Origin of the sequence: Streptomyces europaeiscabiei, from assembly GCF_036346855.1 — a bacterium.
Classification (GTDB): Bacteria; Actinomycetota; Actinomycetes; order Streptomycetales; family Streptomycetaceae; genus Streptomyces; species Streptomyces europaeiscabiei.
In genome coordinates, this window is record NZ_CP107841.1 from 413,539 (window position 1) to 434,888 (window position 21,350).

The 21,350-nt window shown below is 69.6% G+C and carries 28 protein-coding genes; 5 read left to right on the plus strand and 23 right to left on the minus strand.

Features of this window, described 5'->3' with window-relative positions; translation table 11 throughout:
* Nucleotides 1-11: 11 nt before the first annotated feature.
* From OG858_RS01945 to OG858_RS01995, 11 genes are all read right to left on the minus strand, one after another.
* Nucleotides 12-557: a hydrogenase maturation protease gene (locus OG858_RS01945; RefSeq protein WP_328545195.1), complete on the minus strand. Its 546-nt coding sequence runs from the start codon at nucleotides 555-557 to the stop codon at nucleotides 12-14.
* Nucleotides 554-1,984: a hypothetical protein gene (locus OG858_RS01950; protein ID WP_328545194.1), complete on the minus strand. Its 1,431-nt coding sequence runs from the start codon at nucleotides 1,982-1,984 to the stop codon at nucleotides 554-556. Before OG858_RS01950 ends, OG858_RS01945 begins: the two co-directional genes overlap by 4 nt.
* Nucleotides 1,981-2,673 (minus strand): DUF6084 family protein, encoded by a 693-nt coding sequence (locus tag OG858_RS01955; protein WP_086750722.1) that lies wholly within the window; start codon nucleotides 2,671-2,673, stop codon nucleotides 1,981-1,983. Before OG858_RS01955 ends, OG858_RS01950 begins: the two co-directional genes overlap by 4 nt.
* Entirely contained in the window at nucleotides 2,670-3,341 is a 672-nt protein-coding gene (locus OG858_RS01960) for a DUF5947 family protein (protein WP_086750721.1), read from the minus strand. The genes OG858_RS01955 and OG858_RS01960 overlap by 4 nt, the downstream gene beginning before the upstream one ends.
* A complete protein-coding gene (locus OG858_RS01965) occupies nucleotides 3,338-3,871 on the minus strand; it encodes a hypothetical protein (protein WP_086750720.1) in 534 nt (177 codons plus the stop codon). Before OG858_RS01965 ends, OG858_RS01960 begins: the two co-directional genes overlap by 4 nt.
* Nucleotides 3,868-5,652, minus strand: a complete 1,785-nt coding sequence (locus tag OG858_RS01970; RefSeq protein WP_037692601.1) for a nickel-dependent hydrogenase large subunit — start codon at nucleotides 5,650-5,652, stop codon at nucleotides 3,868-3,870. Before OG858_RS01970 ends, OG858_RS01965 begins: the two co-directional genes overlap by 4 nt.
* A 111-nt stretch (nucleotides 5,653-5,763) precedes the next feature.
* Nucleotides 5,764-6,852, minus strand: coding sequence for an NADH-quinone oxidoreductase subunit B family protein (locus OG858_RS01975; RefSeq protein WP_086750718.1), 1,089 nt, complete (start codon nucleotides 6,850-6,852; stop codon nucleotides 5,764-5,766).
* A 138-nt stretch (nucleotides 6,853-6,990) separates the two neighbouring features.
* On the minus strand, nucleotides 6,991-8,823 hold the full coding sequence (locus tag OG858_RS01980; RefSeq protein WP_408059371.1) for a hydrogenase maturation protein: 1,833 nt from the start codon (nucleotides 8,821-8,823) through the stop codon (nucleotides 6,991-6,993).
* 97 nt (nucleotides 8,824-8,920) lie between these two features.
* Complete coding sequence (locus tag OG858_RS01985; RefSeq protein ID WP_086750716.1) at nucleotides 8,921-9,178, minus strand: hypothetical protein; 258 nt, start codon at nucleotides 9,176-9,178, stop codon at nucleotides 8,921-8,923.
* A complete protein-coding gene (locus OG858_RS01990) occupies nucleotides 9,165-9,479 on the minus strand; it encodes a DUF6400 family protein (RefSeq protein ID WP_086750715.1) in 315 nt (104 codons plus the stop codon). Before OG858_RS01990 ends, OG858_RS01985 begins: the two co-directional genes overlap by 14 nt.
* A 212-nt stretch (nucleotides 9,480-9,691) precedes the next feature.
* Nucleotides 9,692-10,309: a TOPRIM nucleotidyl transferase/hydrolase domain-containing protein gene (locus tag OG858_RS01995; RefSeq protein WP_086750714.1), complete on the minus strand. Its 618-nt coding sequence runs from the start codon at nucleotides 10,307-10,309 to the stop codon at nucleotides 9,692-9,694.
* Between the two features lie 198 nt (nucleotides 10,310-10,507).
* On the opposite strand from OG858_RS01995, the gene OG858_RS02000 reads away from it, so the two are divergent.
* Nucleotides 10,508-10,633 carry a hypothetical protein gene (locus OG858_RS02000; protein WP_256960717.1) on the plus strand — a complete coding sequence of 42 codons (126 nt, stop codon included), beginning with the start codon at nucleotides 10,508-10,510 and terminating at the stop codon, nucleotides 10,631-10,633.
* A gap of 18 nt (nucleotides 10,634-10,651) precedes the next feature.
* On the opposite strand, the gene OG858_RS02005 is transcribed toward OG858_RS02000, so the two are convergent.
* From OG858_RS02005 to OG858_RS02060, 12 genes are all read right to left on the minus strand, one after another.
* Nucleotides 10,652-11,101 (minus strand): spore-associated protein, encoded by a 450-nt coding sequence (locus tag OG858_RS02005; protein ID WP_086750713.1) that lies wholly within the window; start codon nucleotides 11,099-11,101, stop codon nucleotides 10,652-10,654.
* Between the two features lie 394 nt (nucleotides 11,102-11,495).
* On the minus strand, nucleotides 11,496-11,651 hold the full coding sequence (locus OG858_RS02010; protein ID WP_086750712.1) for a DUF6131 family protein: 156 nt from the start codon (nucleotides 11,649-11,651) through the stop codon (nucleotides 11,496-11,498).
* Between the two features lie 150 nt (nucleotides 11,652-11,801).
* Nucleotides 11,802-12,080: a gas vesicle protein K gene (locus OG858_RS02015; RefSeq protein WP_037692589.1), complete on the minus strand. Its 279-nt coding sequence runs from the start codon at nucleotides 12,078-12,080 to the stop codon at nucleotides 11,802-11,804.
* Nucleotides 12,077-12,304 (minus strand): gas vesicle protein, encoded by a 228-nt coding sequence (locus tag OG858_RS02020; protein WP_086750711.1) that lies wholly within the window; start codon nucleotides 12,302-12,304, stop codon nucleotides 12,077-12,079. Before OG858_RS02020 ends, OG858_RS02015 begins: the two co-directional genes overlap by 4 nt.
* Nucleotides 12,305-12,307: 3 nt before the next feature.
* Nucleotides 12,308-13,111 (minus strand): GvpL/GvpF family gas vesicle protein, encoded by an 804-nt coding sequence (locus OG858_RS02025; protein WP_327742982.1) that lies wholly within the window; start codon nucleotides 13,109-13,111, stop codon nucleotides 12,308-12,310.
* A gap of 45 nt (nucleotides 13,112-13,156) precedes the next feature.
* The gene (locus OG858_RS02030) at nucleotides 13,157-13,492 is read right to left on the minus strand and encodes a gas vesicle protein (protein ID WP_086750709.1); all 336 of its coding nucleotides are present in this window, start codon (nucleotides 13,490-13,492) and stop codon (nucleotides 13,157-13,159) included.
* Nucleotides 13,485-14,582, minus strand: a complete 1,098-nt coding sequence (locus OG858_RS02035) for an SRPBCC family protein (protein WP_327742984.1) — start codon at nucleotides 14,580-14,582, stop codon at nucleotides 13,485-13,487. The genes OG858_RS02030 and OG858_RS02035 overlap by 8 nt, the downstream gene beginning before the upstream one ends.
* A gap of 6 nt (nucleotides 14,583-14,588) precedes the next feature.
* Nucleotides 14,589-15,473: a histone protein gene (locus OG858_RS02040; protein WP_319269224.1), complete on the minus strand. Its 885-nt coding sequence runs from the start codon at nucleotides 15,471-15,473 to the stop codon at nucleotides 14,589-14,591.
* Between the two features lie 7 nt (nucleotides 15,474-15,480).
* A complete protein-coding gene (locus tag OG858_RS02045) occupies nucleotides 15,481-15,735 on the minus strand; it encodes a gas vesicle protein GvpG (protein WP_086750707.1) in 255 nt (84 codons plus the stop codon).
* A gap of 1 nt (nucleotide 15,736) precedes the next feature.
* The gene (locus tag OG858_RS02050) at nucleotides 15,737-16,486 is read right to left on the minus strand and encodes a GvpL/GvpF family gas vesicle protein (RefSeq protein ID WP_327742985.1); all 750 of its coding nucleotides are present in this window, start codon (nucleotides 16,484-16,486) and stop codon (nucleotides 15,737-15,739) included.
* Between the two features lie 3 nt (nucleotides 16,487-16,489).
* A complete protein-coding gene (gene gvpJ, locus OG858_RS02055; protein ID WP_086750705.1) occupies nucleotides 16,490-16,957 on the minus strand; it encodes a gas vesicle protein GvpJ in 468 nt (155 codons plus the stop codon).
* Between the two features lie 34 nt (nucleotides 16,958-16,991).
* Nucleotides 16,992-17,312 (minus strand): gas vesicle protein GvpO, encoded by a 321-nt coding sequence (locus OG858_RS02060; RefSeq protein WP_086750734.1) that lies wholly within the window; start codon nucleotides 17,310-17,312, stop codon nucleotides 16,992-16,994.
* A 598-nt stretch (nucleotides 17,313-17,910) separates the two neighbouring features.
* Here OG858_RS02060 and modA point away from each other — a divergent pair.
* From modA to OG858_RS02080, 4 genes are all read left to right on the plus strand, one after another.
* Nucleotides 17,911-18,735 carry a molybdate ABC transporter substrate-binding protein gene (gene modA, locus OG858_RS02065; RefSeq protein WP_328545193.1) on the plus strand — a complete coding sequence of 275 codons (825 nt, stop codon included), beginning with the start codon at nucleotides 17,911-17,913 and terminating at the stop codon, nucleotides 18,733-18,735.
* Nucleotides 18,732-19,598, plus strand: coding sequence for a molybdate ABC transporter permease subunit (gene modB / locus OG858_RS02070; protein ID WP_319315534.1), 867 nt, complete (start codon nucleotides 18,732-18,734; stop codon nucleotides 19,596-19,598). The genes modA and modB overlap by 4 nt, the downstream gene beginning before the upstream one ends.
* Nucleotides 19,595-20,692 (plus strand): ABC transporter ATP-binding protein, encoded by a 1,098-nt coding sequence (locus tag OG858_RS02075; protein ID WP_086750702.1) that lies wholly within the window; start codon nucleotides 19,595-19,597, stop codon nucleotides 20,690-20,692. The genes modB and OG858_RS02075 overlap by 4 nt, the downstream gene beginning before the upstream one ends.
* Before the next feature lie 189 nt (nucleotides 20,693-20,881).
* Complete coding sequence (locus OG858_RS02080; RefSeq protein ID WP_327742987.1) at nucleotides 20,882-21,301, plus strand: TOBE domain-containing protein; 420 nt, start codon at nucleotides 20,882-20,884, stop codon at nucleotides 21,299-21,301.
* Nucleotides 21,302-21,350: the final 49 nt, after the last annotated feature.

The window sequence follows — 21,350 nt, forward strand, 5'->3', positions numbered from 1 at the left end:
CCCGTATCTCCTCATGTCGGGGCCTCAGCGGTTGAGGCCTGCGCCACGGACGGCTCACCGTTCCGCAGCAACTCTTCGATCAGCCGGACCGCCTCCGGTACGGCATCGGACACCGGCGCGCTGAGACCGATGCGTTCGTCCACCGAGGCCGGTTCGCACCCGACGACCAGGACGCGGCGTGGCGGCTCCGCGCCGGTTCCGGCGCAGAGCGTGCCCAGCAGCGCCAGGACGGTGTCGGGGGTCATCCGGTGGCCGTCCAGCGCGGGGGCGCCCGGCGACGGGTTCGGGCCGCCGACATCGTGTTCGATCACGTACAGCGTGCCGGGGGCTTCGCCGCGTGCCGTGGCGTCCACGAGGACAAGGGTGTCGTAGCCGTCCAGCAGCTGATAGGCGAGGTGCACGCCGCGCACCCCGATGTCCACGACCTCGACGTGGCCGGGCAGGTCGCGCCCGGCGAGCCGGCGCGCGGTCTCCACACCGAAGCCGTCGTCGCCGAGGAAGATGTTGCCGATGCCGGCGACCAGAGTCCTGGGGCCCGACCGCGCTGAGTGGTTCATACGTCGTCCTCCAGCGGGGTGACCTCGTCGGGCTGGAAGTACAGGAAGCGTCCCTGCTCCCGGCGGATGTCGGCACCCGGGTCGCCCTCCACCGTGACGGCCAGGTGCACCCCGCCGTCGACGTCGTGCAGCACCGCCTCGACCTTGGCGGTGCGGCCCCGCAGGAAGATGTCCTGCGCGTCGGTGTGCCGCAGGCCCGGGTGCAACTCGACGCGGCTGCCCTGGCCCACCGACCGGCCGTCCACGACCACACGGTCCCGCGACGGGTCGAAGCCCGCGTCGCTCGCGGGGTCCCACCAGGGCGTGTCGGGCCGCTGCACCCCGTACTCGTCGGGGAAGCCGTCGGTCGAGGCGACAGGGCCGGGGCCGGTCACCTCGCGCAGCCTCCGTACCGCTCCGTGCAGCCGCTCCAGCACCTCTGCCGGCATCGAGTCCGCGAGTTCGATCACGGCGGCCGCCCGTTCGTCGGTGCCCCGGGCCTCCCGTTTCTCCTCGTCGGTGAGGGCCGCCGTGCGCAGCGCGAGGATCTCGTCGATCTCGGTGGCGTCGTAGAGCGCGCCGGGGCTCTCCGGGGCGATGGCCGGATGGTCCTCCAGGATGATCGGCGAGGACAGCACGAGGTCGGACCGGCCGGGTTCGCCGGCGAGTACGGGCCAGGTGTGCAGGTTGCGGCAGGCGGCGACCGCGCCCTTCGCCCACTCGGGAGGATCGGTCATCGACAGGAACGATCCGGCGCTGAGGGCCATGAGGAGGTGGGTGGCCACCAGGGAGTGCGGCAGCGCCGCGTCCCGGTCGGCGGCGCGGCCCTCGGGCGGTGTCCAGTCGCTGGTGTTCTCGACGACGGCGGTCAGCCGCAGGGTCCGGTAGGGACCGTCGAGTTCGCGGGCGGACAGCCTGACCGTCCCGCTGATCTCCTCGCGCCGCCGGAGCAGTCGGCCGACGGTACGGCCGGCCGCGTCCAGGACGGGTGCGGTGTCCTCCCGGGCCGGGAGCCGGAAGGGGTGGGTGACGCCGTCGCCGAGGAGTTGGTCCACCGGCGCGATCACCTCGACACGTTCCTCGATCCCCTCGTCCCAGGGCACCAGCACCCGGTCGTCGAGGTCGAGTTCGGCGACGGTGTCGAAGCCGCCGTCCGGGCGGATCCGCTGGACCGTGCGCCGACGGGCGTGCAGGAAACGCATCTCGACCGAGAGGGTCGCGCCCGCTTTCGGTTCCATCAGGCATTCGGTGTGCTGGAAGTCGTGCTCCTCGCTCTCGGCGCCCCAGGCGGGCGGCACGAGCACTCCGAACTGCCAGCGCAGCCGGTTCTTGGCCGCCGATGCGCGGTACGGGTAGAGCACATAGCCCTCGAAGAGGACGGCGTCGGCCACCTGCCGGGCGAGGGCGAACCGCTCCTCGGTCTCGGCGGCGAACGCGGTGACGGTCACGGGTCGGTCCTTCCGGTGGTGCCGGTGAGCGCGCGGAACGGGTCGCTCGCGGGCGGGTCGGCGTCGTCGACGCCGTCGAGCAGGGCCTTGAGGGTCGCTTCCCAGGAGGGCAGCGCACGCCGGGAGCGGTAGGCGAGGAGGGCGTCCATGGTGTCGCGCGGCAGCCGGATCCAGCCGCACCCGGGAAAGTGCTGCTCGACCATCTCCCGCCAGGCGGCGACCGGCATCCGGAAGGCCGCCTCCCGGTCCCACGGGACAGGTTCGACCCGGAAGCCGGCGTCGCCGGTGAAGGCCGTGCCGGAGAAGAGCATCAGCAGGGGGACCTCGCCGTCGGTGAGGGCGGTGAGGTAGCGGGTGGCGGCGATCTCCATGTCGTAGGTGCAGGGCACCACGAGGTCGGTCTCGATCTCTCCGGTGAAGCTCGGGACCATGACCGAGACCTGGGCGAACTGCACCGGCTGGAGGGTGCTGCCCCAGCGTGAGCGCTCGCCGAAGAGGTCCGCCAGCCCGTCGGCCTCGGCGGGCTCGTAGCCGCGGCGGGCGGGTTCGATGCGGATCTGGCAGCGCAGGGCGAGAGCGTGCACGCGTGCGTTGTCGGCGGCGGTGACGCGCAGCCGGAAGACGAGGGTGGGTCCGGCCGCGTAGCGGTCGGCGCGGACGCCGGTGCAGGCGAAGGAGAACTCCGTCATGGCCGCACCGCCTCGTCCGACGGGCGCGACGACTTGTTCGTCGGGGCCCCCGGCTCGCCCACGGGCCGGGCGCGGCGCGCGACATCCGCGAAGAACGCGTCCAGAGCGGCGCGTGCCTCGGCTCCGCCGTCGAAGCCCTGCCACAACAGGCGCATGCGGCCGACGAGTTCGTAGCAGATGTCGATCGGCACGAGGTGGGTCTCGCAGCGTCCGTCGGTGCGGCGCAGCAGCAGCGCCTCCACGTCGGGTTCGAGGAGTTCGGCGAGGTGGCTGCCGCCGAGGACCTCCTCCCAGGTGGCCGGTTCGAGCTCGCTCTCGGTGGCTCCGGCCGGGCTCGGGTAGAGGGCGACCAACCGGTCGAGCGCCGCGTTGCGGAAGAGGAAGGCGACACCGACCGGGATCTGCAACGCCTCCCACGCGCTGTCGTCCAGGCGGTGTCCGGGGTCGGTGAGGTAGCGACCCGGGACCGTCCGGAAGCGGCCCGCGGCGGCACCCGGCTGTTCCATCAGCAGCGCGCAGGGGGCGCAGGCGCAGACGAGGGCGCGTTTCTCGGTGTCGACCAGGTGGCGGTGGTCCTCGGGCACCGCCACCGCGCACAGCTCGCACCGCTCCGGCTGCGGCGGACGCTCTGTCAGGAACCTTCTCAGACCGACGGTGGCCGCGGTCATCGGGCCCCCGTCGGTGCCGTGCTGATCTGGAGGAGCGTGGGCCCGGCGGGTGCTGTCGCCACGTCGACGGCCCTGACCTCTGGTGCGAAGCAGGCGAGCGCCGCTTCGGCGGCCTGCCGGGCATCCGCCTCGGATCCGCAACCGCAACCGCCGCCCGCTCTGGCGCGCACCCGCAGCGTGCCGCTCTCCTCGTCGAAGTCCACGACGTCCAGGGTGTGTTCGCGGACGCTGTCGAGGGCGCGGACGATGCGGGTGTCCCGGTCCTCGGGGTGCAGGTCGTGCAGGACGAGCAGGCTCGCGACCAGTTCGTCGCCGAGCAGTCCCGCCGACGGTTTCCCGGGCGCGGAGGACAGCAGGTGGAGGATGCGGGCCAGGCCGGCACCGTAGAAGTCCATCAGGGAGCGGACGAGTTCCTCCGCCGCCGTGGCGGCGGCCGGGTCCCCGCTCGCGGCCAGGCGGTCCAGCACCTCCTCGACACGGCGTCCGGTCTGTTCGGCGTTGACGGGCCGTGCCGCCGTCGGCGCGCTCATCCGCCCAGTCCGCTCAGGCCGGTGGGCACGTGCATCGACTTCACGGTCTTGCCGCCGCCGACGTACATGTGGACGCCGCAGGGCAGACAGGGGTCGAAGCTGCGGACGGCGCGCATGATGTCGATGCCCTTGAAGTTCTCCGGGGTGTTCTCCTCGAAGATGGGCGTGTTCTGCACGGCGTCCTCGTACGGGCCGGGCGTGCCGAAGGTGTCCCTGGTGCTGGCGTTCCAGGGGGTCGGCGGGTACGGGTGGTAGTTGGCGATCTTGCCGTCGCGGATCACCATGTGGTGGGAGAGGACGCCGCGGACCGCCTCGGTGAAGCCGACGCCGATGCCCTCGTCCGGGACCTCGAACTTCTCCCAGGTCTGCGTGCGTCCGGCGCGGACCTCCGCCAGGCCCTTCTCCGCGCAGTGCAGGGCGACGGCGGCGGCGTACGCCTGGAAGTAGGTGCGGGCGCGGTTGCGTTCCAGGGCGTTGGACCACTTCGGGATCTTCCACTCGAAGGTGGTCTCCGGCTTGGTCATGGTGCGGGGCAGGTTGATGACCACGCTGTGGCCGGTGGCCTTGATGTACCCGATGTCGACGAGCCCGGACAGGGCGGTGGACCACAGGCGGGCGATAGGGCCGCCGCCGGTGTCCAGGGCGAGGTGGTCCTTGCCGTCGAACCAGCGGGGTGACATGACCCAGCTGTACTTGTCGTCGAAGTTGCGCTTCTGCGGGGCGGGGATGGTGTGCTGGTTCCACGGGTGGCGCGGGTCCACCGGGTTGCCGAGCGGGTCGTGGGTGACGAACTGCTCCTGGCCCTGCCAGTCCTCGTAGTAGGAGCTGCCCAGCAGGATGCGGATGCCGAGATTGATCTCGGTGAGGTCGTTGGTGACCAGTTTGCCGTCGACGACGACGCCCGGGGTGACGAACATCTTCCGTCCCCAGTCGGTCATGTTGGCGTAGGTGAAGTCGCAGTACTCGGGGTCGTTGAGCGCGCCCCAGCAGCCGAGCATGACGCGGCGGCGGCCCACTTCCTCGTACCCGGGCAGGGCCTCGTAGAAGAAGTCGAACAGGTCGTCGTGCAGGGGGACGACGCGCTTCATGAACTCGACGTACCGCATGAGGCGGCTCATGTAGTCCGTGAAGAGCTGTACGGAGGCGATGGTGCCGACGCCGCCCGGGTAGAGCGTGGACGGGTGCACGTGGCGGCCCTCCATCAGGCAGAACATCTCGCGCGTGTAGCGGCTGACCTGGAGGGCCTCGCGGTAGAACTCGCCCTCCAGGGGGTTGAGCGAGCGCATGATGTCGGCGATCGTGCGGTAGCCGTGTTCCGCGGCGTGCGGGGCCTCGGTGCGTTCGGCGAGTTCGAGGACGCCGGGGTTGGTCTCCTTGACCATCTTCTCGCAGTAGTCGACCCCGACCAGGTTCTCCTGGAAGATGTTGTGGTCGAACATGTACTCCGCGGACTCGCCGAGGTTGATGATCCACTCGCCGAGGTGCGGGGGCTTCACGCCGTACGCCATGTTCTGCGCGTACACCGAGCAGGTGGCGTGGTTGTCGCCGCAGATCCCGCAGATGCGGCTGGTGATGAAGTGGGCGTCGCGGGGGTCCTTGCCGCGCATGAAGACGCTGTAGCCGCGGAAGACCGACGACGTGCTGTAGCACTCCGCGACCCGCTTCTGCTTGAAGTCGATCTTCGTGTGGATGCCCAGGCTGCCCACGATCCGGGTGATCGGATCCCAGGCCATCTCCACCAGGCCGCTGCCGTCGCCGGCCGTCTTCGTCTTGGGTGCCATCTGTGTGCGTGCCCTTCGTTGCGTCATTGCGCGGAGGTTGAGGTGGGGGGTGCGCGAAGCGGGGAGCGGACTACTCGCGGCCGCCTCGGCCGCTTCGGTCGCTTCGACGGCTCACCACGGGGGCCGGTATCCAGTGGTGATCTTGTCTCCGGTACGGCGCCACTTGGGCTCCTTGTCCACGGTCTTGGCGGTGATCGACCGGAGCTTGCGGACGACGGCGCCGTACGCCCCGCTGGCGTTGCTGGAGAGCTTGGCGCCGGGGGGCTCGTCCATGAACGGCATGAACTTGTCGGGGAACCCGGGCATGGTGCAGGCGATGCAGATGCCGCCGACGTTGGGGCAGCCGCCGATGCCGTTCATCCAGCCGCGCTTGGGCACGTTGCACTTGACGACCGGGCCCCAGCAGCCGAGCTTGACCAGGCACGTCGGCGAGTCGTACGACAGGGCGAACTGGCCCTGTTCGTAGTAGCCCGCACGGTCGCAGCCCTCGTGCACGGTGGCCCCGAACAGCCAGGTGGGACGCAGTTTGTCGTCCAGCGGGATCATCGGGGCGGAGCCGGCCGCCTGATAGAGCAGATAGGTGAGCGTCTCGGAGAAGTTGTCGGGCTGGATCGGACAGCCCGGGACGCACACGATGGGGATGCCGGCGTGGGACTTCCAGTCCCAGCCGAGGTAGTCCGGCACGCCCATGGCACCGGTCGGGTTGCCCGCCATGGCATGGATGCCGCCGTAGGTGGCGCAGGTGCCGATGGCGACGACCGCCAGCGCCTTCGGGGCGAGCCGGTCGATCCACTCGCTGGTGGTGATCGGCTGGCCGGTCTCCGGGTTGTCGCCGAAGCCGCACCAGTAGCCCTCGGGCTTGATCGACTCGTTGGGGATGGAGCCCTCGACGACCAGGACGAACGGGTCGATCTCGCCCCGTTCCCCCTTGAAGAACCACTCGATGAACGTGTCCGAGCCGCCGACGGGACCGCATTCGAAGTCGATGAGCGGCCAGTGGACGGCGATCTTCGGAAGGCCCGGCAGCACACCGAGCACGATCTCCTCGATGCTGGGCTGCATGGCCGCCGTCAACGCGACTGAGTCGCCGTCGCAGCTGAGCCCCGCGTTGATCCAGAGAATGTGGATCGTGGGTGTCTCGTCGGCGGACGCGCCGTCCGCGTTCGCGGTGACGACTGTTGCCGGCGTCGCCTCAGTCATGGGACCGCCTCCTGGGGAGGTTAGGGATGAAAGCCTTCATTTCGACCATCGTTCTTCTTCGTATCAGCCGATCGGCCGTGACGAGATGCCATCGAGGGCCGTTCCAGTGACGCGGGCGGTGGAGGGGATCGGGCCGGTTCACGCAACCGGGGCGGGACCGAGGTGCGGCGGGGTGCACGTCGGCCGCGACTTGTGCACGAAGGAGCGGCGCAGGGCGTGGTACGGGGCGTCCGGGTCGTCGAAGGTCCGGCGCATCCGGGCCAGCTCCTTTGCGCGGAAGCCTGCCAGCGGGGTGGCGCTCTCCAGCCGGTCCAGCTCCGTCTTCTTCGCGGCGATCCGCGACGCCGTCGCCGGAAGCGCCGCCAGACGCGCCGCGAGGCCGCCGACCTCCCGTGCGAACGCGTCAGGACCGCAGTCCACCACCCGGTCGACGAGCCCGACGCGCAGCGCGCTCGCCGAGCCCACCGGCAGTGCCTCCCGCATGAGCCGCTCGGCCGTCGCGGGGCCCACCCTGCGCGGCAGCGTGAGCGTCCAGTACTCCGAGCCGTACAGGCCCATCAGACGGTAGTGCGGGTTCAGCACGGCTCCCGAGCGGCACCACACCTCGTCGGCCGCCAGGGCGAGCATCACCCCGCCCGCCGCGGCGTTGCCGGCGACCGCCGCGACCACCAGCCGGTCCGTCGTCGTCAGGACTGCCTCGACCAGATCGTCGATGGCGTTGATGTTCGCCCAGGACTCGGCGGCGGGGTCGTCGTCGGCCTCGATGACGTTGAGGTGGATCCCGTTGGAGAAGAAGTCCCGTTCGCCGCCCAGCACCAGCACCGACGTGGGCCGCGCGCACGCTTCCCGGTAGGCGTCCAGCAGACGGCGGCACTGCTCGGTGCTCATGGCGCCGCCGGGGAAGGAGAACGAGAGGAAGCCGACGGTCCCGTCCTCCCGGTAGCGGATGTCCGACCAGGTCCGCCGACGCGCCTCGGGTAGGCGGGGCAGGGCGTGCTCGGGCAGCGGCGGCAGCCGGTCGCCCAGGGCCGACACGGCCGGCAGCTTGAACGTGGGCGGCTGCCCCGGGCCCCGCCGGGGCCGCAGCTCGGGGATCCACACGGCGCCGTCCCTGGTGGCCCGGCAGACCGCCCCGGCCCGGGTGGCCAGCAGCTCACCCGGACGGCCACGCAACACGCTCTCCGGATGACCACCGTGCAGATACCATTCACCGCCGAGCAGCACGTCCAGCACACCGGGCTGCGAGTCGGCCGCTCTCAGCCTGCGCAGGACGTCCTGGGTGGAGTCCTCGGCCCAGTCGATCCGCCGGACGCTCTGGTCGAGGTACGGACGTGTGCGCGGGCGTGGGCCGGCGTCGGGCTCGGCGGCGGCAGCGTCGGTCGTGCCTGACGCGTCCTGTCTGCGCGGTACGTAGGTGCCCCCGGCGAAGCGCTCCACCGCGAGCATGACGGCCTCGATCGCGGCGTCGGCGATCTCGCCCCGGTACAGCTCGCTCTTGGATACCTGAGGAATCCGGCACGGTACGAAGGCCCACAGGTCACCGGCGTCCATCTCGCCGTCGGCCTGCAGGACGGTGACACCCCACTCCTCGACGCCCTCGTGGATCGCCCAGTCCAGGGAGGACGGTCCTCGGTCGCCCACCGGGCCGGGATGGACGACGAGACAGGTGTACGCCGTCCACACCTCCGCGGGGATGGCCGTCCTCAGCATCGGCGCCACGATGAGCCGCGGTGCGTGTCGCCGCACCGCATCCGGCAACGGGCTTCCCGGCAGGGCGAGTTCGACCGCCACGGTGTGGCCGCGATCGCGCAGTTCGGCGTGGGCGCGCTGGGTGAGACTGTTGAACGCGCTGGCTAGGAGCAGGATGTGCACGGCTGCCTCCGGGCGGGCGAACGGCAGGCAGGGATGACCGCCGACCGCGATCCTCGGCCACGGCGTCCTGCCGGCCCCGGCGACAGACGGAGAGGTCATCCGAAAGCGGGCGCCCATCGGCCGTCCGGCCTCACCCGCCCTCGCCCACGACCGCACCGGCGACCCGGCTCACCTCGCGGTCAGCCCCGGCGCACGATCAACGTCGTCGCAGGCCGCTGGTGATGCGCTCCCACGGGGAGCGGGTGGCACCGAAGTGGGTCTCGTGGGTCCAGATGTGGGTGCACGACCGGCACTGCAGATGGAGCAGGCTGCCGACGTTCGAGAGCAGGTAGCGCCAATGGTCGGAGCAGGTACGGCCCTGCTCACAGATGGCGCACCCGCGCCGGTCGTCACAGTTCGGGCAGGCCACCCAGGCGCGGCGACCGACGTCGGCCTGCGGGTCAAGCGGCAGCATGACCGCCGCCTCCGCCCGGAAGCACACCGGCCGAGACCAGCTCGTCGTACACGCGCTGCTGCTCCGCGCTGAGACCGGAGTACAGCAGTTCGTACGCCGCTTCCTCGCCGCGCAGCGCCGCCATGGGATCCCAGTCGTTGCCGAGGGCGTCCAGGACATGAGCGCGCCGGAGCAGTTCGTGTGCACTCAGGTCGACGACCAGGTCGATCGTCGGGGAGGCGTCAGGACGGTCCGCTGCAGGATCACTCGCTGCGACGGGTTCGTCCGGTTCTCCGGGAAAGGCGCGGCCATGGTGGGACATACGACCGAAACTAGGTAAGCGTTCCGCGCTGCGGCAAGAGCAGGTGGGAGAAGTCACACCAGGTCAGGGTCCTCGGAGATCCCGTAGGGAGCAGCTCCCCGTGTCGGCGGGGGTGGAGCTGGGCGAACGTCTCGCACCGCACGGATGCCGCCGCGCGGTGTCCCGCGGACGGTCCCGACTTGATCACCACCGACAGGTCCGGGAGCGACCCCTCACAAGGTGGCGAAGAGGTCGTCCAGCGGGGCAGGCACCTGGTCGGGGGCGAGGGCTTCGACAAGGAGGCGGCCGTAGCGGATCTTGCGGCCCTTCTTCGTGCCGAGGAAGCGCCGCAGCTGCTGGTGCCGGGGCCGGCCGAGCTGGGCGGGCTGCTGTACGAAGGTCTGCCAGGGGCGCAGCTCGTCCGCGGCCTGGATGATCTGCTCGATCCGCGCCGTGCCCAGCGCACGGATGAGCTCGTCCTCCAGATCCGCCGCGCAGACGAAGACGCTGGGGCGCGGGGCCCGGGCCGGGTCGAGACCCCGGTCGAAGAAGGGCTTCTCCCGCTCGTCGCACAGACCGAGCAGGCGCAGGCCCAGACCGGACGGCCCGAGGAGCCCCGCATAGCGTCCGACGCTCATCGCCCCGCCCATGGACATCACGCACACCCCCTCGCCCGCCAGGTCACGGCCGCGCCCCGCGGCCAGCGCCTCGACGGCCGCGAGGTCGCTCAGCCCTTCCAGCAGGACCACCGTGTGCACCCCCTGGAGCTCCGCCAGCTCGCTCGCCGCCCTGCCGGAGCCACCGGCGGCCCACCCTGTGACCTCGTCCCGGAATCTGCGCATGTCGGCCATGCCGGGAGTCTGCTACGTCCACCGACGGCAGCGCACACGGTATTCGGCTGCGCGACCGCGCAGGCATGGCGTCGCGCAAACCCTGGCGGCCGCTCTGCGCTCCATCGAGCTGAGCGGACCGCTGTCCCGGCCACTGCTGCGAAGCGCCGGTGCACGGCCTCACGGGCCACGGCCGTGAGACCGTGCACGCTCGTCGGTATGCCGACCCACTGTGAGATCCCGCGCCGCCTGCGGCTCGTGAACGCCTTCCCGATGTCCTTTCGGCGGCAGGACCGCAACGTCGGACCACGAAAGGCGGCGGCGCGGGAACTCATGGCCGGTTGACCGACCGGATCAGCCGGATCAGCGAACCTCAGTGACCCGGTGCTCCTTCAGGGAGGCGCAGTTGGAGTTCTCCACCGACACGTACACGTTGTCGATGTTGCCGCCCCAGCTCACGCAGTAGCCCTTCCCGTACACGTAGGCAGGCCCCGCGTACGACGAGAAGCTCCCGTCGTCCCCGGCCCACTCGTCGGTGGCGGGGACGTAGATGTACGTGGACATGTACTTGAGCGTGCCCGGGTTGGCGCGGATCGTCGCGACGCAGTTCTTGCCGTTCTTGGAGTTGTACGTCAGGTAGACCGTGCCCAGCGAGCCGACGGGCGCGGAGTTCACGGTCTTGTAGGCACTGCCGCAGACACCCTGCGGAGTGACGTTGGGTGCGGCGGAGGCGGTCGTGCTGAACGCGGTGCCGGCGCCCACCGCCAGTGCCGCTAACGCCCCGACGGTCGCCACACTACGCATGTTTCGCATATTTCCCCCTTGGGTCTTTGAGAGCACTTTGCTCCCACTTGATGTGACCCTCGGGCGGTACGGATGGTTGTGCCGGGTTCCCAAGAAACTTCGGATGGCCCTGACGAACAGCTCGGGGCCGATCACGCGGAGCTCCTGACGCAGGGCCCACCTGTGCCAGGCAGGGTTCGTGGGGCCGCCGTGACGGCCGCCTCGATCTCTGCGGGCGTGCGAGGCGCGCTGCCTGTGCGGGCGTGCGAGGCGCGCTGCCTGTGCGGGCGTGCTGCAAGGGGCACAGCCATCGTGGGGGTCGGGCTCACGTCGGCCCGCCGCGGGATCGGGCCCGAGGGTGTGGCGAACCGTGCCCGGTGCCGTGTCGGCCGGGGATGCTACGTGAAGGCCCGGCGTACAACCGCTACCAGTAGTGCCGACGTCCGCCGACGGCGTGCCCCACCGATCCGAGGATCCACAGAATGATGCCGATGACGACCAAGATGATCCCGATGGTCCACAGGATGGCGATACCGGCCACCAAGCCGACAACGAGGAGAACGACTCCGAGGACGATCATGAGGACCTCCGATGGTGAACCGGGCTCCCTCCGTTCCAGAGTAACTCCGTCCCTTCCTGTGGGGCACGACTTCGCAGGCCGGACTCCTTGCACCCGGGGACGGCCATCAGACTGCCTCGGCCCCGTGACCTGGGCCGAGGACCAACATCTTCAGTTCTGGGGCAGAAGGGTTCCGAGCGGCCCGAGGTCGAGATTGAGATCCTCCGGACGCACTCCGTGTTGCTCGCAGAGTTCCGTCATCCGCTGATCGAGCAGCATCAGCGTGGTCCCGATCTCGTCAGCCTGTTCATCACTGAGATCGCCCTGCTCGACCCGGCGAATCGCCTGGCGCTCCATCAACTGCCTGAGGAGTTCGACCACGGTGAGAACCAGGGTGACGAGGTCACGTCCCACCTGGTCGGAGTCCAGGTCGAGCCGGGAGCCGGTCACAGCGGGCCTCCGTCCGCCCAGGGCGCCGGGACACGTTCGTTGACGGACGACAGCAGGGCATGGAGTGACAGTCGTACCAGCGGAACGTCGGCGATGGCGATGACCAGGTCACCGCTGATCACTACGCCGGTCGCCAGGACACGGTCCAACAGGTCGACGAGCGGCACCCCGATAGGACCGTCCAGGGGCCCGGGGCTGTCCCAGAGCGCCACTTCCCGCGTCATGATCTACACCTCGCCTACGAATGAGTAGGGCACCCACGGCCCTGACAGCTCGATCTGCGCCCCGGTCCGTTCCCGCAGCGCCTGTGTCAGTCGGGTGAGCTCGTCGGCGCGGCTTTCCGGCACCAGATAGCTCGCGTTGAGGACCTGAACCCGCTGTTCCCCGGAAGGCTGGGTGGCATGCAGTCGCAGCCTTCGGCACGCTGTGGCAAGGCTGCGGACTTCGGCATCCACCGCCTCCGCCGTCCGCAGCGCCTCTTCCTGACGACGCTCGCGACGCTCCTGCGCGCCCCGCTTGCGATCCAGGTAGGCAAGGCCGGCTCCGGGCACCGGGCGAGATCGGTCGGCCGGCGTGGTACTGCGGATCGAATCGTCCGGCGGGCGGGGCGGCGCGTACACCTTCACGCCCCATTCGGCGTGGTGCGCGATGCGCTTGAGCGCCGCGTGGAACCGGACCGCCTCGTGGGCAAGCGCGTCCCGCGCCCTCTCCGCACCCTGGTAGAGCGTGGCCATCGGCAGGGGAACCGTAGGGCAGCAGGCAGCCACCGCGGAGACGACATCGTGGTGGGCGCGTGCGTATCGCTCCAGTTCCCGCTGGTCGCACAGGCGCGCCTGCCAGGCTTCGTGGGTGAAGTCGCCCGCTCGGACGGTCTGGACGATCGCTGTCAACGTCTCCAGCGGCAGGGTGCTCACGGGCGCCTCGTCGGTGACACCTGACAGCCCGACGAGTGCCGACGGATCCGGGTTCCAGCAGACAGCGAACACGTAGGTGGCGTTGGCGTCCGAACGCTCAGGGCCGCGCTCCGTCATGTGCTCGGTTCTCCTTCGGTCCTTGCTGGGGGTATCGCTGCGGGGTCACCGCTCGGGCAATTCGTCCTTCGTGTTGGATTCGAGCGCCTCCAGACGCTCCCGCAGTTCACGGTTCTCGTCCTGCAGCGCGCTGCGGAAGGCGCGCGAACTGAGTGCCGGATCGGCTTCCCACCAGTCGATTCCGGCCTTCTTCGCGGTATCCACGGAAGCCACGAACAGGCGCAGCCGGATAGTGAGCAGCTCGATGTCGAGGAGGTCGATCTTGATATCCCCGGCGATCACGATCCCTTTGTCGAGAACGCGTTCGAGGATGTCGGCAAGATTGGTTGTCTGCGGGCCGGAGACGGGATAGGACCTCTGCTGGAAGTCGACGTCAGGCACGGCGCCGCCTCTGCGCTCGTCGCTGCCTGGAAGTGGACTGGTCCTCGTCCTCTTCGTCCTCCACTCCGTCTTCGTCCTCCTCCTCGGCCTCGTCCTCGTATGCGCCTTCGGTTTCCTCTTCCTCCTCCGCGCCCTCGCCCTCGTCCTCGTACACGTCTTCGTCTTCGTCTTCGGTTTCGTCCTCGTATGCGGAGTCGGCGCCTTCCCCGGCGTCGCCGCCGCCTTCCCCCTCGGGCTCCTCGCCCTCGGATTCCTCCTGATCAGCCTCTTCTTCTTCCATGGCGTCCTCGTGGGACAGGACGACTTCACCGTCACGGATTTCACCGCGCCAGCCTTCGGGCTCCTCATCGGTGAGGGTGACGTACCGCTGGAAGTTCTTGAAGTCCAGTCGCATGCGGCGCCCTTGGGCCCGCCACAGGTTGCCCGTCTTCTCGAAGAACCCGGACGGGTAGTACTCCACGACCAGGACGATTCGAGTCAGGGTGGGTGCCAGTTCATGGAAGCTGACCACGCCGCGGGTGGTGCCCTTGGCTCCTTCGGAGGTCCAGACGATGCGGTCGTCAGGAATCTGTTCCTGAACGGTCGCTTTGAAACTGCGCGAGGAAGGGCCGACTTTGACCTTCCAGTCGCTCTCCATCTCGTCGCTCTTCGAGACGTCGCGAACGCCCTTCGCGAAGCTGCTGAATTGGTCGTACTGCGTCCAGAAGTCGTAAGCGTCGCGCAGAGGCACCCCCACATCCAGAACCTCGATGATGTTCATGACCTTGCCGCCGCTGGACTTGCGTTTCCCTTTCCCCCCGCCAAAGGCTTCCTTGGCCTTTCCCACAACGCTGTCCTTGACACCCTTGACCTTTTCCGAGACGAAGGCCTTCATCGGGGATTCGCCCTGAAGAACGCGGGAGCCGATCGCAGGGAGCGAGCCACCGGTCTCGGCCACGTCGGAAAGCTTCCCGGTGACGTCGGTCAGTTTGTCACCCGCCTTCTCGGCGAGATTCTCCACCTGTGCGGAGAGGAAGTTGGACAGCTCTTCGCGGAGCCGGCCCACACCCGATTCCTTCTCTCCGGTTCGGTCATTCTCCGTCTTGGTCATGGCTGGCTACCTCCGACGATCGACGCGCTTGGATGCTGCTCGCTTCGATGACGTCGTCTTCCTGGCCGCGGACTTCTTGGCAGGAGCGGACTTCTTCGCCGCCGTCTTCCTGGCGGGAGCCGACTTCTTCGCCGCCGTCTTCCTGGCCGCGGGCTTCTTGGCAGGAGCGGACTTCTTCGCCGCCGTCTTCCTGGCGGGAGCCGACTTCTTCGCCGCCGTCTTCCTGGCCGGTTCAGCCTTCCGCGGCGCCGCCTTCGCCGTCCGAGCCCTCTCCCCATGGGCGGGAGCAGCCTTCTTACGTGCCCCCGGTGTAGGTGTCCTGCGGGACCGAGCCGATCGCGGAGAACTGCGGCGCCGCTGCCGCCCCGCCTCTTCCGGCTCTTCTTCCTCCGGTTCTTCCTCCTCGTCCTCGTCCTCGTATTCGTATTCCGGCTGCTGCTCCTCCTCTTCCTCTTCCTCGGCCTGGTCCTCTTCGTACTCGGCCTCCGGTTCTTCCTCTTCCGGCTCTTCCTCGTCCTCGTATTCCGCGCTTTCCTCGTCCGGCGCGTACTCCTCCTCTTCCTCGTCCTCGTCCGCCTTCTCGCCGAGCCGGGCCGTGCGGTCGCTGATGGCGTCGGCGAGTGTGCTCATGCCCCGGTCGGCAGCGGCAGCCACTGCCTTGCGGCCCGCTTGAAGGACTTCCCCTCGCAACTGCTCCTGCAGCTCGGCGAACTGCGGAATCTCCCCCAGCCTGCGCATCCCTTCGGCCGCGAGCTGGCGAGGTTCGAGGCCGAAGCGCCGACCCGCCAGATAGGTCGCGATGGACAGGGCCAGCCGGCCCTTCTTCGTCCGGCCCAGCACGTAGCCACCCACTACAGCGGCCGCGAGCGTCACCTTTTCCTTGTCGTCCATGAGTGCGTCACCTTCGATCGTTCGGTGCAGGGCAGACCCGCGTGGCATGCAGCCGGTCGAGCAGTCGTTCCTCCTCCCGTTCGAACTCCTCCAGGCTGATGTTTCCGTCTTCGAGTTCCTGGTTCAGCAGAGCCAGCTGGGCACGGAGCACTTCCGGGTCGTGCAACTCGCGCTCAGCTGCGTCGTTGAGCTGCTCTGCCACCCACATCACGCCGCGGACCGGGGCGATGGGGAGCGTGAGCAGTCCGGTGATCAGTCCCATGTCAGACTCCGACGGTCCGAACGTGTGCGCCTTCAGCGGAGACAAAGCTGTAGCAGGGGAGCGGGCCCGCGAGACGCAAGTCGACACGTTCGCAGTGCGCCTCGGCGAATTGCTCCGCCTGGCTTCGGAATTCGACGCTGTCGCCGCGGTTGACGAGGAACGACATGTTCAGCACGCATCCCTGAACTTTGGGCCCCGAGGCAACCGCGCGGGCCCTTGGTGTGAGATCGCGCAGAAGTCGCCGACCGGCTTCGGCGGCCCTGCTCTCCAGAGCAGCCGCCACAGCTTCCCCCAGTCGGAGGTTGGCTTCGTAACCAGGCCGTCGACGCGCCTCGTCCCGCAGCCGCCGGACCGTCCTGTCCTCCGCGACGAGGCTCCTCAATGCGTTCTGTGCCGGGAACGCCTTGACGTTGACCTCGACCCCGTCGGAGAGGTGTTCCAGTGCGACCATGTGGTCCGCCTCGCCGACTGCCAGCTGACCCCGCACCGTCTCATCGTCCGGTGCGACCATCCCGAACCGCATGGGTAGCACCGGACCCTGGTCCGAAAGGCGCAACAACAGATCCTGGTGGGCCAGAAGATCGCGACGTCTGGCGCGGAGTTTCGGGGGAGCCGCACTGACGACGGCGGCGACCCGCCCCTGCCGGATTGTCCGCAGCGGGGCAGCCGGGCTGCCCACACCACCCATGTCCGTCGGCAATGGTCTCCCGGCCTGGATGATCGCGTAGACATACACACCGTCGGCTGTCACGGTTCATGCCTCCACGGGTCGTCGTCGGGTCGTACCGCCACGGGCGGGAGCACGCCGCTTCCTCGGCCTTTCCTCCCGCGCCTCCTCTTCTTCATCAGGCTCGTCGGAGTCGTCGTCCCGGCCCCCGACCGCCTTGCGCACGGTGTCACCCACGTTTTCCGCGGCCTTGCGGACCTTGCGTCTACCGATGGACTTGGCAGCGCTTCCGCTGAGCAGCTCGGGAATGGTGGTGCTGCCGGAGTCACGTTCCAGGTCCAGGCGGTTGCATGCCTCGGCGAACCTCAGGTATGTGTCCACACTCGCCACGACAATGCGCGCGTCTATCTTGAGGATCTCGATGCCGACCAGGGAGACCCGGACGAACACGTCGATCACCATGCCCCGATCAAGGATGAGTTCCAGCACGTCGTACAACGTGCCGGCGCGCGGCGGGCAGGCCACTACCTCGTCGGAGTAGGTGGTCGCAGGCATGGGGCGTCCTTCCGCTAGTCAGGCAAACCTGGGGTCACTCATCGGCGGACCCTCGCCGATAGCGGCGGACCCTGCAGTACTCCAAGAGTTCGCCGTCCTGATCGAGCTGCACCTCGTACGAGGCAAGAAGGCTCGTCGTGTCCGGAATCCGGGGCAGCTCAAGGACATCCACGACGACGCACCAACCGTCGTCGACACGTCTCACCGCTGATACGCCCTCCATGGGGTGGCCGATCAGCCCCTCCAGGCTCCGGCCGGCAGCACGCGCGGCATGTTCCGCTCCCCGCACCGGTGCTGTGCGGCGAGCCGCTTTCGTCGGGGTCTTCCCGGCGCGCGACTGACGTTCTTCTGCCATGAACACAAGTCTGGTCGGTATCGGACGCCGCGCACCTTGAGCGGAGCAGACGGGCGCACGTGCGGGGCCGCGTTGCCGTCGCCTGCGATCGATCCCTCGGAGGGATCTGAAAGACCGCGCCCGGTCCCCCAGGTTCTCCCGGAGCAGCACGTCGTGCAGCAGCTCCGGTGAAGCGCTGACGCTGGATACCGCTGGTGGCGCACTCGATGGTGACGGCGGCCTCGTGCTGGGGCCCGGCCGGCAGATCGGGCACTGGCAGGCGGGACAAGCAGGCCGGATCACCGGCGAGAGCGAGTCCTGGCATCGGAACGGCGGCCGTACCGGCGGCTGCGAGGGAACGATCCCATGGGCTACCGCCTCCCGAGCGACCGGGCACCCGAACACGCACCCCATGCGACTGCATGTGCTAGCCGCGGAGCTGCAGGATCCGGCTCATGCAAAGCCAAAGGCGACACTACCCTTGCATCTGCGGCACTATCATCAGCATAGTCTTCAGCTATCGGATCCGGGATGCCGAGACCGTGGATGGCGAGACCGTTGATGGTCCGCCCGGACCGAGGTGATCGTGTCCGTCAGGACCAGAGGGAGTGGACCCGTGATGACCCGTACCGAGCACCGGACCCGTGGGCCGATGCAGGTGGCCACCCTGGGAGCCACCGTGCTGCTGGCCCTGAGCGCCTGCACGTCGTCCGGCGACTCCTCGTCGGCCAAGTCGGGCTCCGTCGCGGGCGCCTCGTCGGACAAGCTGTCCGGCACCGTGACGGTGTTCGCCGCCGCGTCGCTGAAGGAGAGCTTCACGACGCTGGGCAAGCAGTTCGAGGAGGAACACCCCGGCACGAAGGTCACCTTCAGCTTCGGTGGCAGTGACTCCCTCGCCGCGAGCATCACCGGCGGTGCTCCCGCGGACGTGTTCGCCTCGGCAAGCCCCAAGACGATGGCGATCGTGACGGACGCGGGGGACGCGTCGGGGACCCCCGCCACCTTCGTCCGCAACCAGTTGGAGATCGCGACCCTGCCGGGCAACCCCGACAAGATCGCCTCCCTCAAGGACCTCACCAGGTCCGGCCTGAAGGTCGTACTGTGCGACAAAGAGGTGCCCTGTGGTGCCGCCGCCCAGAAGGCCCTGGACGCGAGCAGGTTGACGCTCACTCCCGTCTCCTACGAGCAGGACGTCAAGGCCGCCCTGACGAAGGTAGAACTGAAGGAGGCCGACGCCGCCGTCGTCTACAAGACCGATGTGCACGCGGCGGGTGACAAGGTGGAGGGCGTGGAGTTCCCCGAGTCCGCCGACACCATCAACGACTACCCGATCGTCCGACTCAAGGGCGCCCAGAACGCCGAGGCCGGCAAGGCGTTCATCGCGCTGGTGCAGTCCGCCGAGGGCCAGCGGATCCTCACCCAGGCCGGGTTCCTCAAGCCGTGACCCTCCCGACCGACAGGTCCGACGCCGCGCCCGACACCCTCCGGCGCGGGCCGCGGCGTCGACGTGTCCGCACGGGCGACGGCGGCCGAGGCGTTCCCCTGCCACTGCTGGTGCCCGCACTGATCGGACTGGCGTTCCTGATCGTGCCGCTGGTCGCGCTGCTCGTACGGGCCCCGTGGCGCAGCCTGCCCGACCTGCTCACCAGCGCCGAGGTGTGGCAGGCGCTCCAGCTGTCCCTGGTCTGCGCCACCGCCGCCGCGGCGGTGAGCCTGGTCATCGGCGTGCCGCTGGCCTGGCTGCTGGCCCGCGTCGAGTTCCCCGGACGCGGCCTGGTCCGGGCCCTGGTCACCCTGCCGCTGGTCCTGCCGCCGGTGGTCGGTGGCGTGGCACTGCTGATGGCGCTCGGCCGTAACGGCATCGTCGGGAGATCGCTGGACTCCTGGTTCGGGATCACGCTGCCGTTCACCACGGCGGGGGTCGTGGTCGCGGAGGCGTTCGTCGCGATGCCCTTCCTGGTCATCAGCGTCGAGGGCACCCTGAGAGCCGCCGACCCGCGTTTCGAGGAGGCGGCCGCCACCCTGGGCGCCTCCCGGTTCACCGCCTTCCGCCGGGTCACGCTCCCGCTGATCGCGCCGGGCATCGCGGCCGGCGCCGTGCTGGCCTGGGCACGGGCACTGGGCGAGTTCGGCGCGACGATCACCTTCGCGGGCAACTTCCCCGGCCGTACCCAGACCATGCCGCTGGCCGTGTATCTGGCCCTGCAGAGCGACCCGGAGGCCGCCATCGCCCTCAGCCTGGTCCTGCTCGCCGTGTCCGTCGCGGTGCTGGCGGGCCTGCGCGACCGTTGGATGACAGCACGATGACCGAACCCCGTCATGCCGCCGAAGCCGCCCACGACGTCCGTGCCATCGCCTCCGAGGAGGGCCTCGACGCCCGCCTCGTCGTCGAGCGCGGCGCCTTCCGTCTCGACGTGGCGCTGAGCGTCGCGCCCGGCGAAGTCGTCGCCCTGCTCGGCCCGAACGGCGCGGGGAAGACCACCGCCCTGCGCGCCCTGGCCGGTCTGACCCCGCTCACCGGCGGCCGGCTGCGGCTGGACGGCACGGCGCTGGAGCGTACGCCGCCGGAGGCACGCCCGGTCGGCGTCGTCTTCCAGGACTACCTGCTCTTCCCCCACCTGACGGCCCTGGACAACGTGGCCTTCGGACCACGCTGTCACGGCGCCACCAAGGCGGAGGCCCGCGCACAGGCCGCCGAGTGGCTCGACCGCCTGGGGCTCGCGGACCACGGCGGCGCCAAGCCGCGCAAGCTGTCCGGCGGCCAGGCCCAGCGTGTCGCCCTGGCCCGTGCCCTGGCCACCCGCCCCCGCCTGCTGCTCCTGGACGAGCCACTTGCAGCGCTGGACGCCCGCACCCGTCTGGAGGTCCGCGCCCAACTCCGTCGGCATCTCGCCGAGTTCGAGGCCGTCGCCGTCCTGGTCACGCACGACCCGCTGGACGCCATGGTGCTGGCCGACCGGCTGGTCGTCGTGGAGGACGGCCGGGTCGTTCAGGAGGGCGCCCCGTCCGACATCGCCCGCCATCCCCGTACGGACTACATCGCCCAGTTGGTCGGCCTGAACCTCTACCGGGGGGAGGCCGACGGCCACACCGTCCGCCTCGACGCAGGCCCCTCCATCACCACGACCGAGATCCTCACCGGCCCGGTCCACGTGGCGTTCCCGCCGAGCGCGGTCACCCTGCACCGTGACCGTCCGACCGGCGTCAGCGCCCGCAACCTCTGGCGCTGCGAGGTCGCGGGCCTGGAGACCCACGGCGACCAGATTCGCGCCGACCTCAGCGGAGAGCTTCCGCTCGCCGCGGACCTGACCACGGTCGCCGCCGCCGAACTCGGCCTCCACCCGGGCGCGGAGGTCTGGGCGGCCGTGAAGGCGACGCAGACCCACGCCTACCCCGTCTGAAGACGCACAGGCCGGGACCGGTCCGGGCCGTGTCCGCGGCCTGCTAGCGACTACCGCCTCACTCATCACAGGTGCGAGCGGCAGCGGACCATTCACGCCCGACCCGGCTTGCATGACTCGCACAGAAGGAAGATAGAAGACATAAGCAAGCAATAACGGCATATCACTCCTTCCCTGTGAGGCGTTCCCATGAGCCTGAGCATCCGCAACCAGATCCCCGGCACCGTCGTCTCCGTCACTTCCGGCGAGGCCATGGCGACGGTCAAGGTCCGCCTCGACGGTGGCCAGGACCTCACCTCGGCGATCACCCTGGACGCCGTCAGGGAACTCGGCCTGGCCGAGGGCTCTCCCGTGCGCGCACTGGTCAAATCCACGGAGGTCTCTCTCGCCACCGGTTCCGTGGCTGGCCTGTCCATCCGCAACCGGTTGCCCGGCAGGGTGAGTGACATCGCCACCGGCGCCGCGATGGCCTCCGTCAAGGTCACCGTCGGCGGAGGCGAACTGACCGCCGCCGTCACCAGGGACGCCGTCAGCGACCTCGGCCTGACCGTCGGATCACCCGTCACCGCACTGATCAAGTCGACCGAGGTCTCCCTCGCCACCGTGTGACTCGGTACCGGGGCCCGCCGTCGCCGCCAAGTGGCCGGTCGGCGTTCCG

What these genes read in the sequence shown, in the direction of transcription:
- OG858_RS01945 (WP_328545195.1), bottom strand. Translation starts at nt 557, where the DNA reads ATGAACCACTCAGCGCGGTCGGGCCCCAGGACTCTGGTCGCCGGCATC.
- OG858_RS01955 (WP_086750722.1), bottom strand. Translation starts at nt 2,673, where the DNA reads ATGACGGAGTTCTCCTTCGCCTGCACCGGCGTCCGCGCCGACCGCTAC.
- OG858_RS01960 (WP_086750721.1), bottom strand. Translation starts at nt 3,341, where the DNA reads ATGACCGCGGCCACCGTCGGTCTGAGAAGGTTCCTGACAGAGCGTCCG.
- OG858_RS01965 (WP_086750720.1), bottom strand. Translation starts at nt 3,871, where the DNA reads ATGAGCGCGCCGACGGCGGCACGGCCCGTCAACGCCGAACAGACCGGA.
- OG858_RS01970 (WP_037692601.1), bottom strand. Translation starts at nt 5,652, where the DNA reads ATGGCACCCAAGACGAAGACGGCCGGCGACGGCAGCGGCCTGGTGGAG.
- OG858_RS01975 (WP_086750718.1), bottom strand. Translation starts at nt 6,852, where the DNA reads ATGACTGAGGCGACGCCGGCAACAGTCGTCACCGCGAACGCGGACGGC.
- OG858_RS01980 (WP_408059371.1), bottom strand. Translation starts at nt 8,823, where the DNA reads ATGACCTCTCCGTCTGTCGCCGGGGCCGGCAGGACGCCGTGGCCGAGG.
- OG858_RS01985 (WP_086750716.1), bottom strand. Translation starts at nt 9,178, where the DNA reads ATGCTGCCGCTTGACCCGCAGGCCGACGTCGGTCGCCGCGCCTGGGTG.
- OG858_RS01990 (WP_086750715.1), bottom strand. Translation starts at nt 9,479, where the DNA reads ATGTCCCACCATGGCCGCGCCTTTCCCGGAGAACCGGACGAACCCGTC.
- OG858_RS01995 (WP_086750714.1), bottom strand. Translation starts at nt 10,309, where the DNA reads ATGGCCGACATGCGCAGATTCCGGGACGAGGTCACAGGGTGGGCCGCC.
- OG858_RS02000 (WP_256960717.1), top strand. Translation starts at nt 10,508, where the DNA reads ATGCCGACCCACTGTGAGATCCCGCGCCGCCTGCGGCTCGTGAACGCC.
- OG858_RS02005 (WP_086750713.1), bottom strand. Translation starts at nt 11,101, where the DNA reads ATGCGAAACATGCGTAGTGTGGCGACCGTCGGGGCGTTAGCGGCACTG.
- OG858_RS02010 (WP_086750712.1), bottom strand. Translation starts at nt 11,651, where the DNA reads ATGATCGTCCTCGGAGTCGTTCTCCTCGTTGTCGGCTTGGTGGCCGGT.
- OG858_RS02020 (WP_086750711.1), bottom strand. Translation starts at nt 12,304, where the DNA reads ATGACGCGGGAAGTGGCGCTCTGGGACAGCCCCGGGCCCCTGGACGGT.
- OG858_RS02025 (WP_327742982.1), bottom strand. Translation starts at nt 13,111, where the DNA reads ATGACGGAGCGCGGCCCTGAGCGTTCGGACGCCAACGCCACCTACGTG.
- OG858_RS02035 (WP_327742984.1), bottom strand. Translation starts at nt 14,582, where the DNA reads ATGACCAAGACGGAGAATGACCGAACCGGAGAGAAGGAATCGGGTGTG.
- OG858_RS02040 (WP_319269224.1), bottom strand. Translation starts at nt 15,473, where the DNA reads ATGGACGACAAGGAAAAGGTGACGCTCGCGGCCGCTGTAGTGGGTGGC.
- OG858_RS02045 (WP_086750707.1), bottom strand. Translation starts at nt 15,735, where the DNA reads ATGGGACTGATCACCGGACTGCTCACGCTCCCCATCGCCCCGGTCCGC.
- gvpJ (WP_086750705.1), bottom strand. Translation starts at nt 16,957, where the DNA reads ATGCCTGCGACCACCTACTCCGACGAGGTAGTGGCCTGCCCGCCGCGC.
- OG858_RS02060 (WP_086750734.1), bottom strand. Translation starts at nt 17,312, where the DNA reads ATGGCAGAAGAACGTCAGTCGCGCGCCGGGAAGACCCCGACGAAAGCG.
- modA (WP_328545193.1), top strand. Translation starts at nt 17,911, where the DNA reads ATGACCCGTACCGAGCACCGGACCCGTGGGCCGATGCAGGTGGCCACC.
- OG858_RS02075 (WP_086750702.1), top strand. Translation starts at nt 19,595, where the DNA reads ATGACCGAACCCCGTCATGCCGCCGAAGCCGCCCACGACGTCCGTGCC.
- OG858_RS02080 (WP_327742987.1), top strand. Translation starts at nt 20,882, where the DNA reads ATGAGCCTGAGCATCCGCAACCAGATCCCCGGCACCGTCGTCTCCGTC.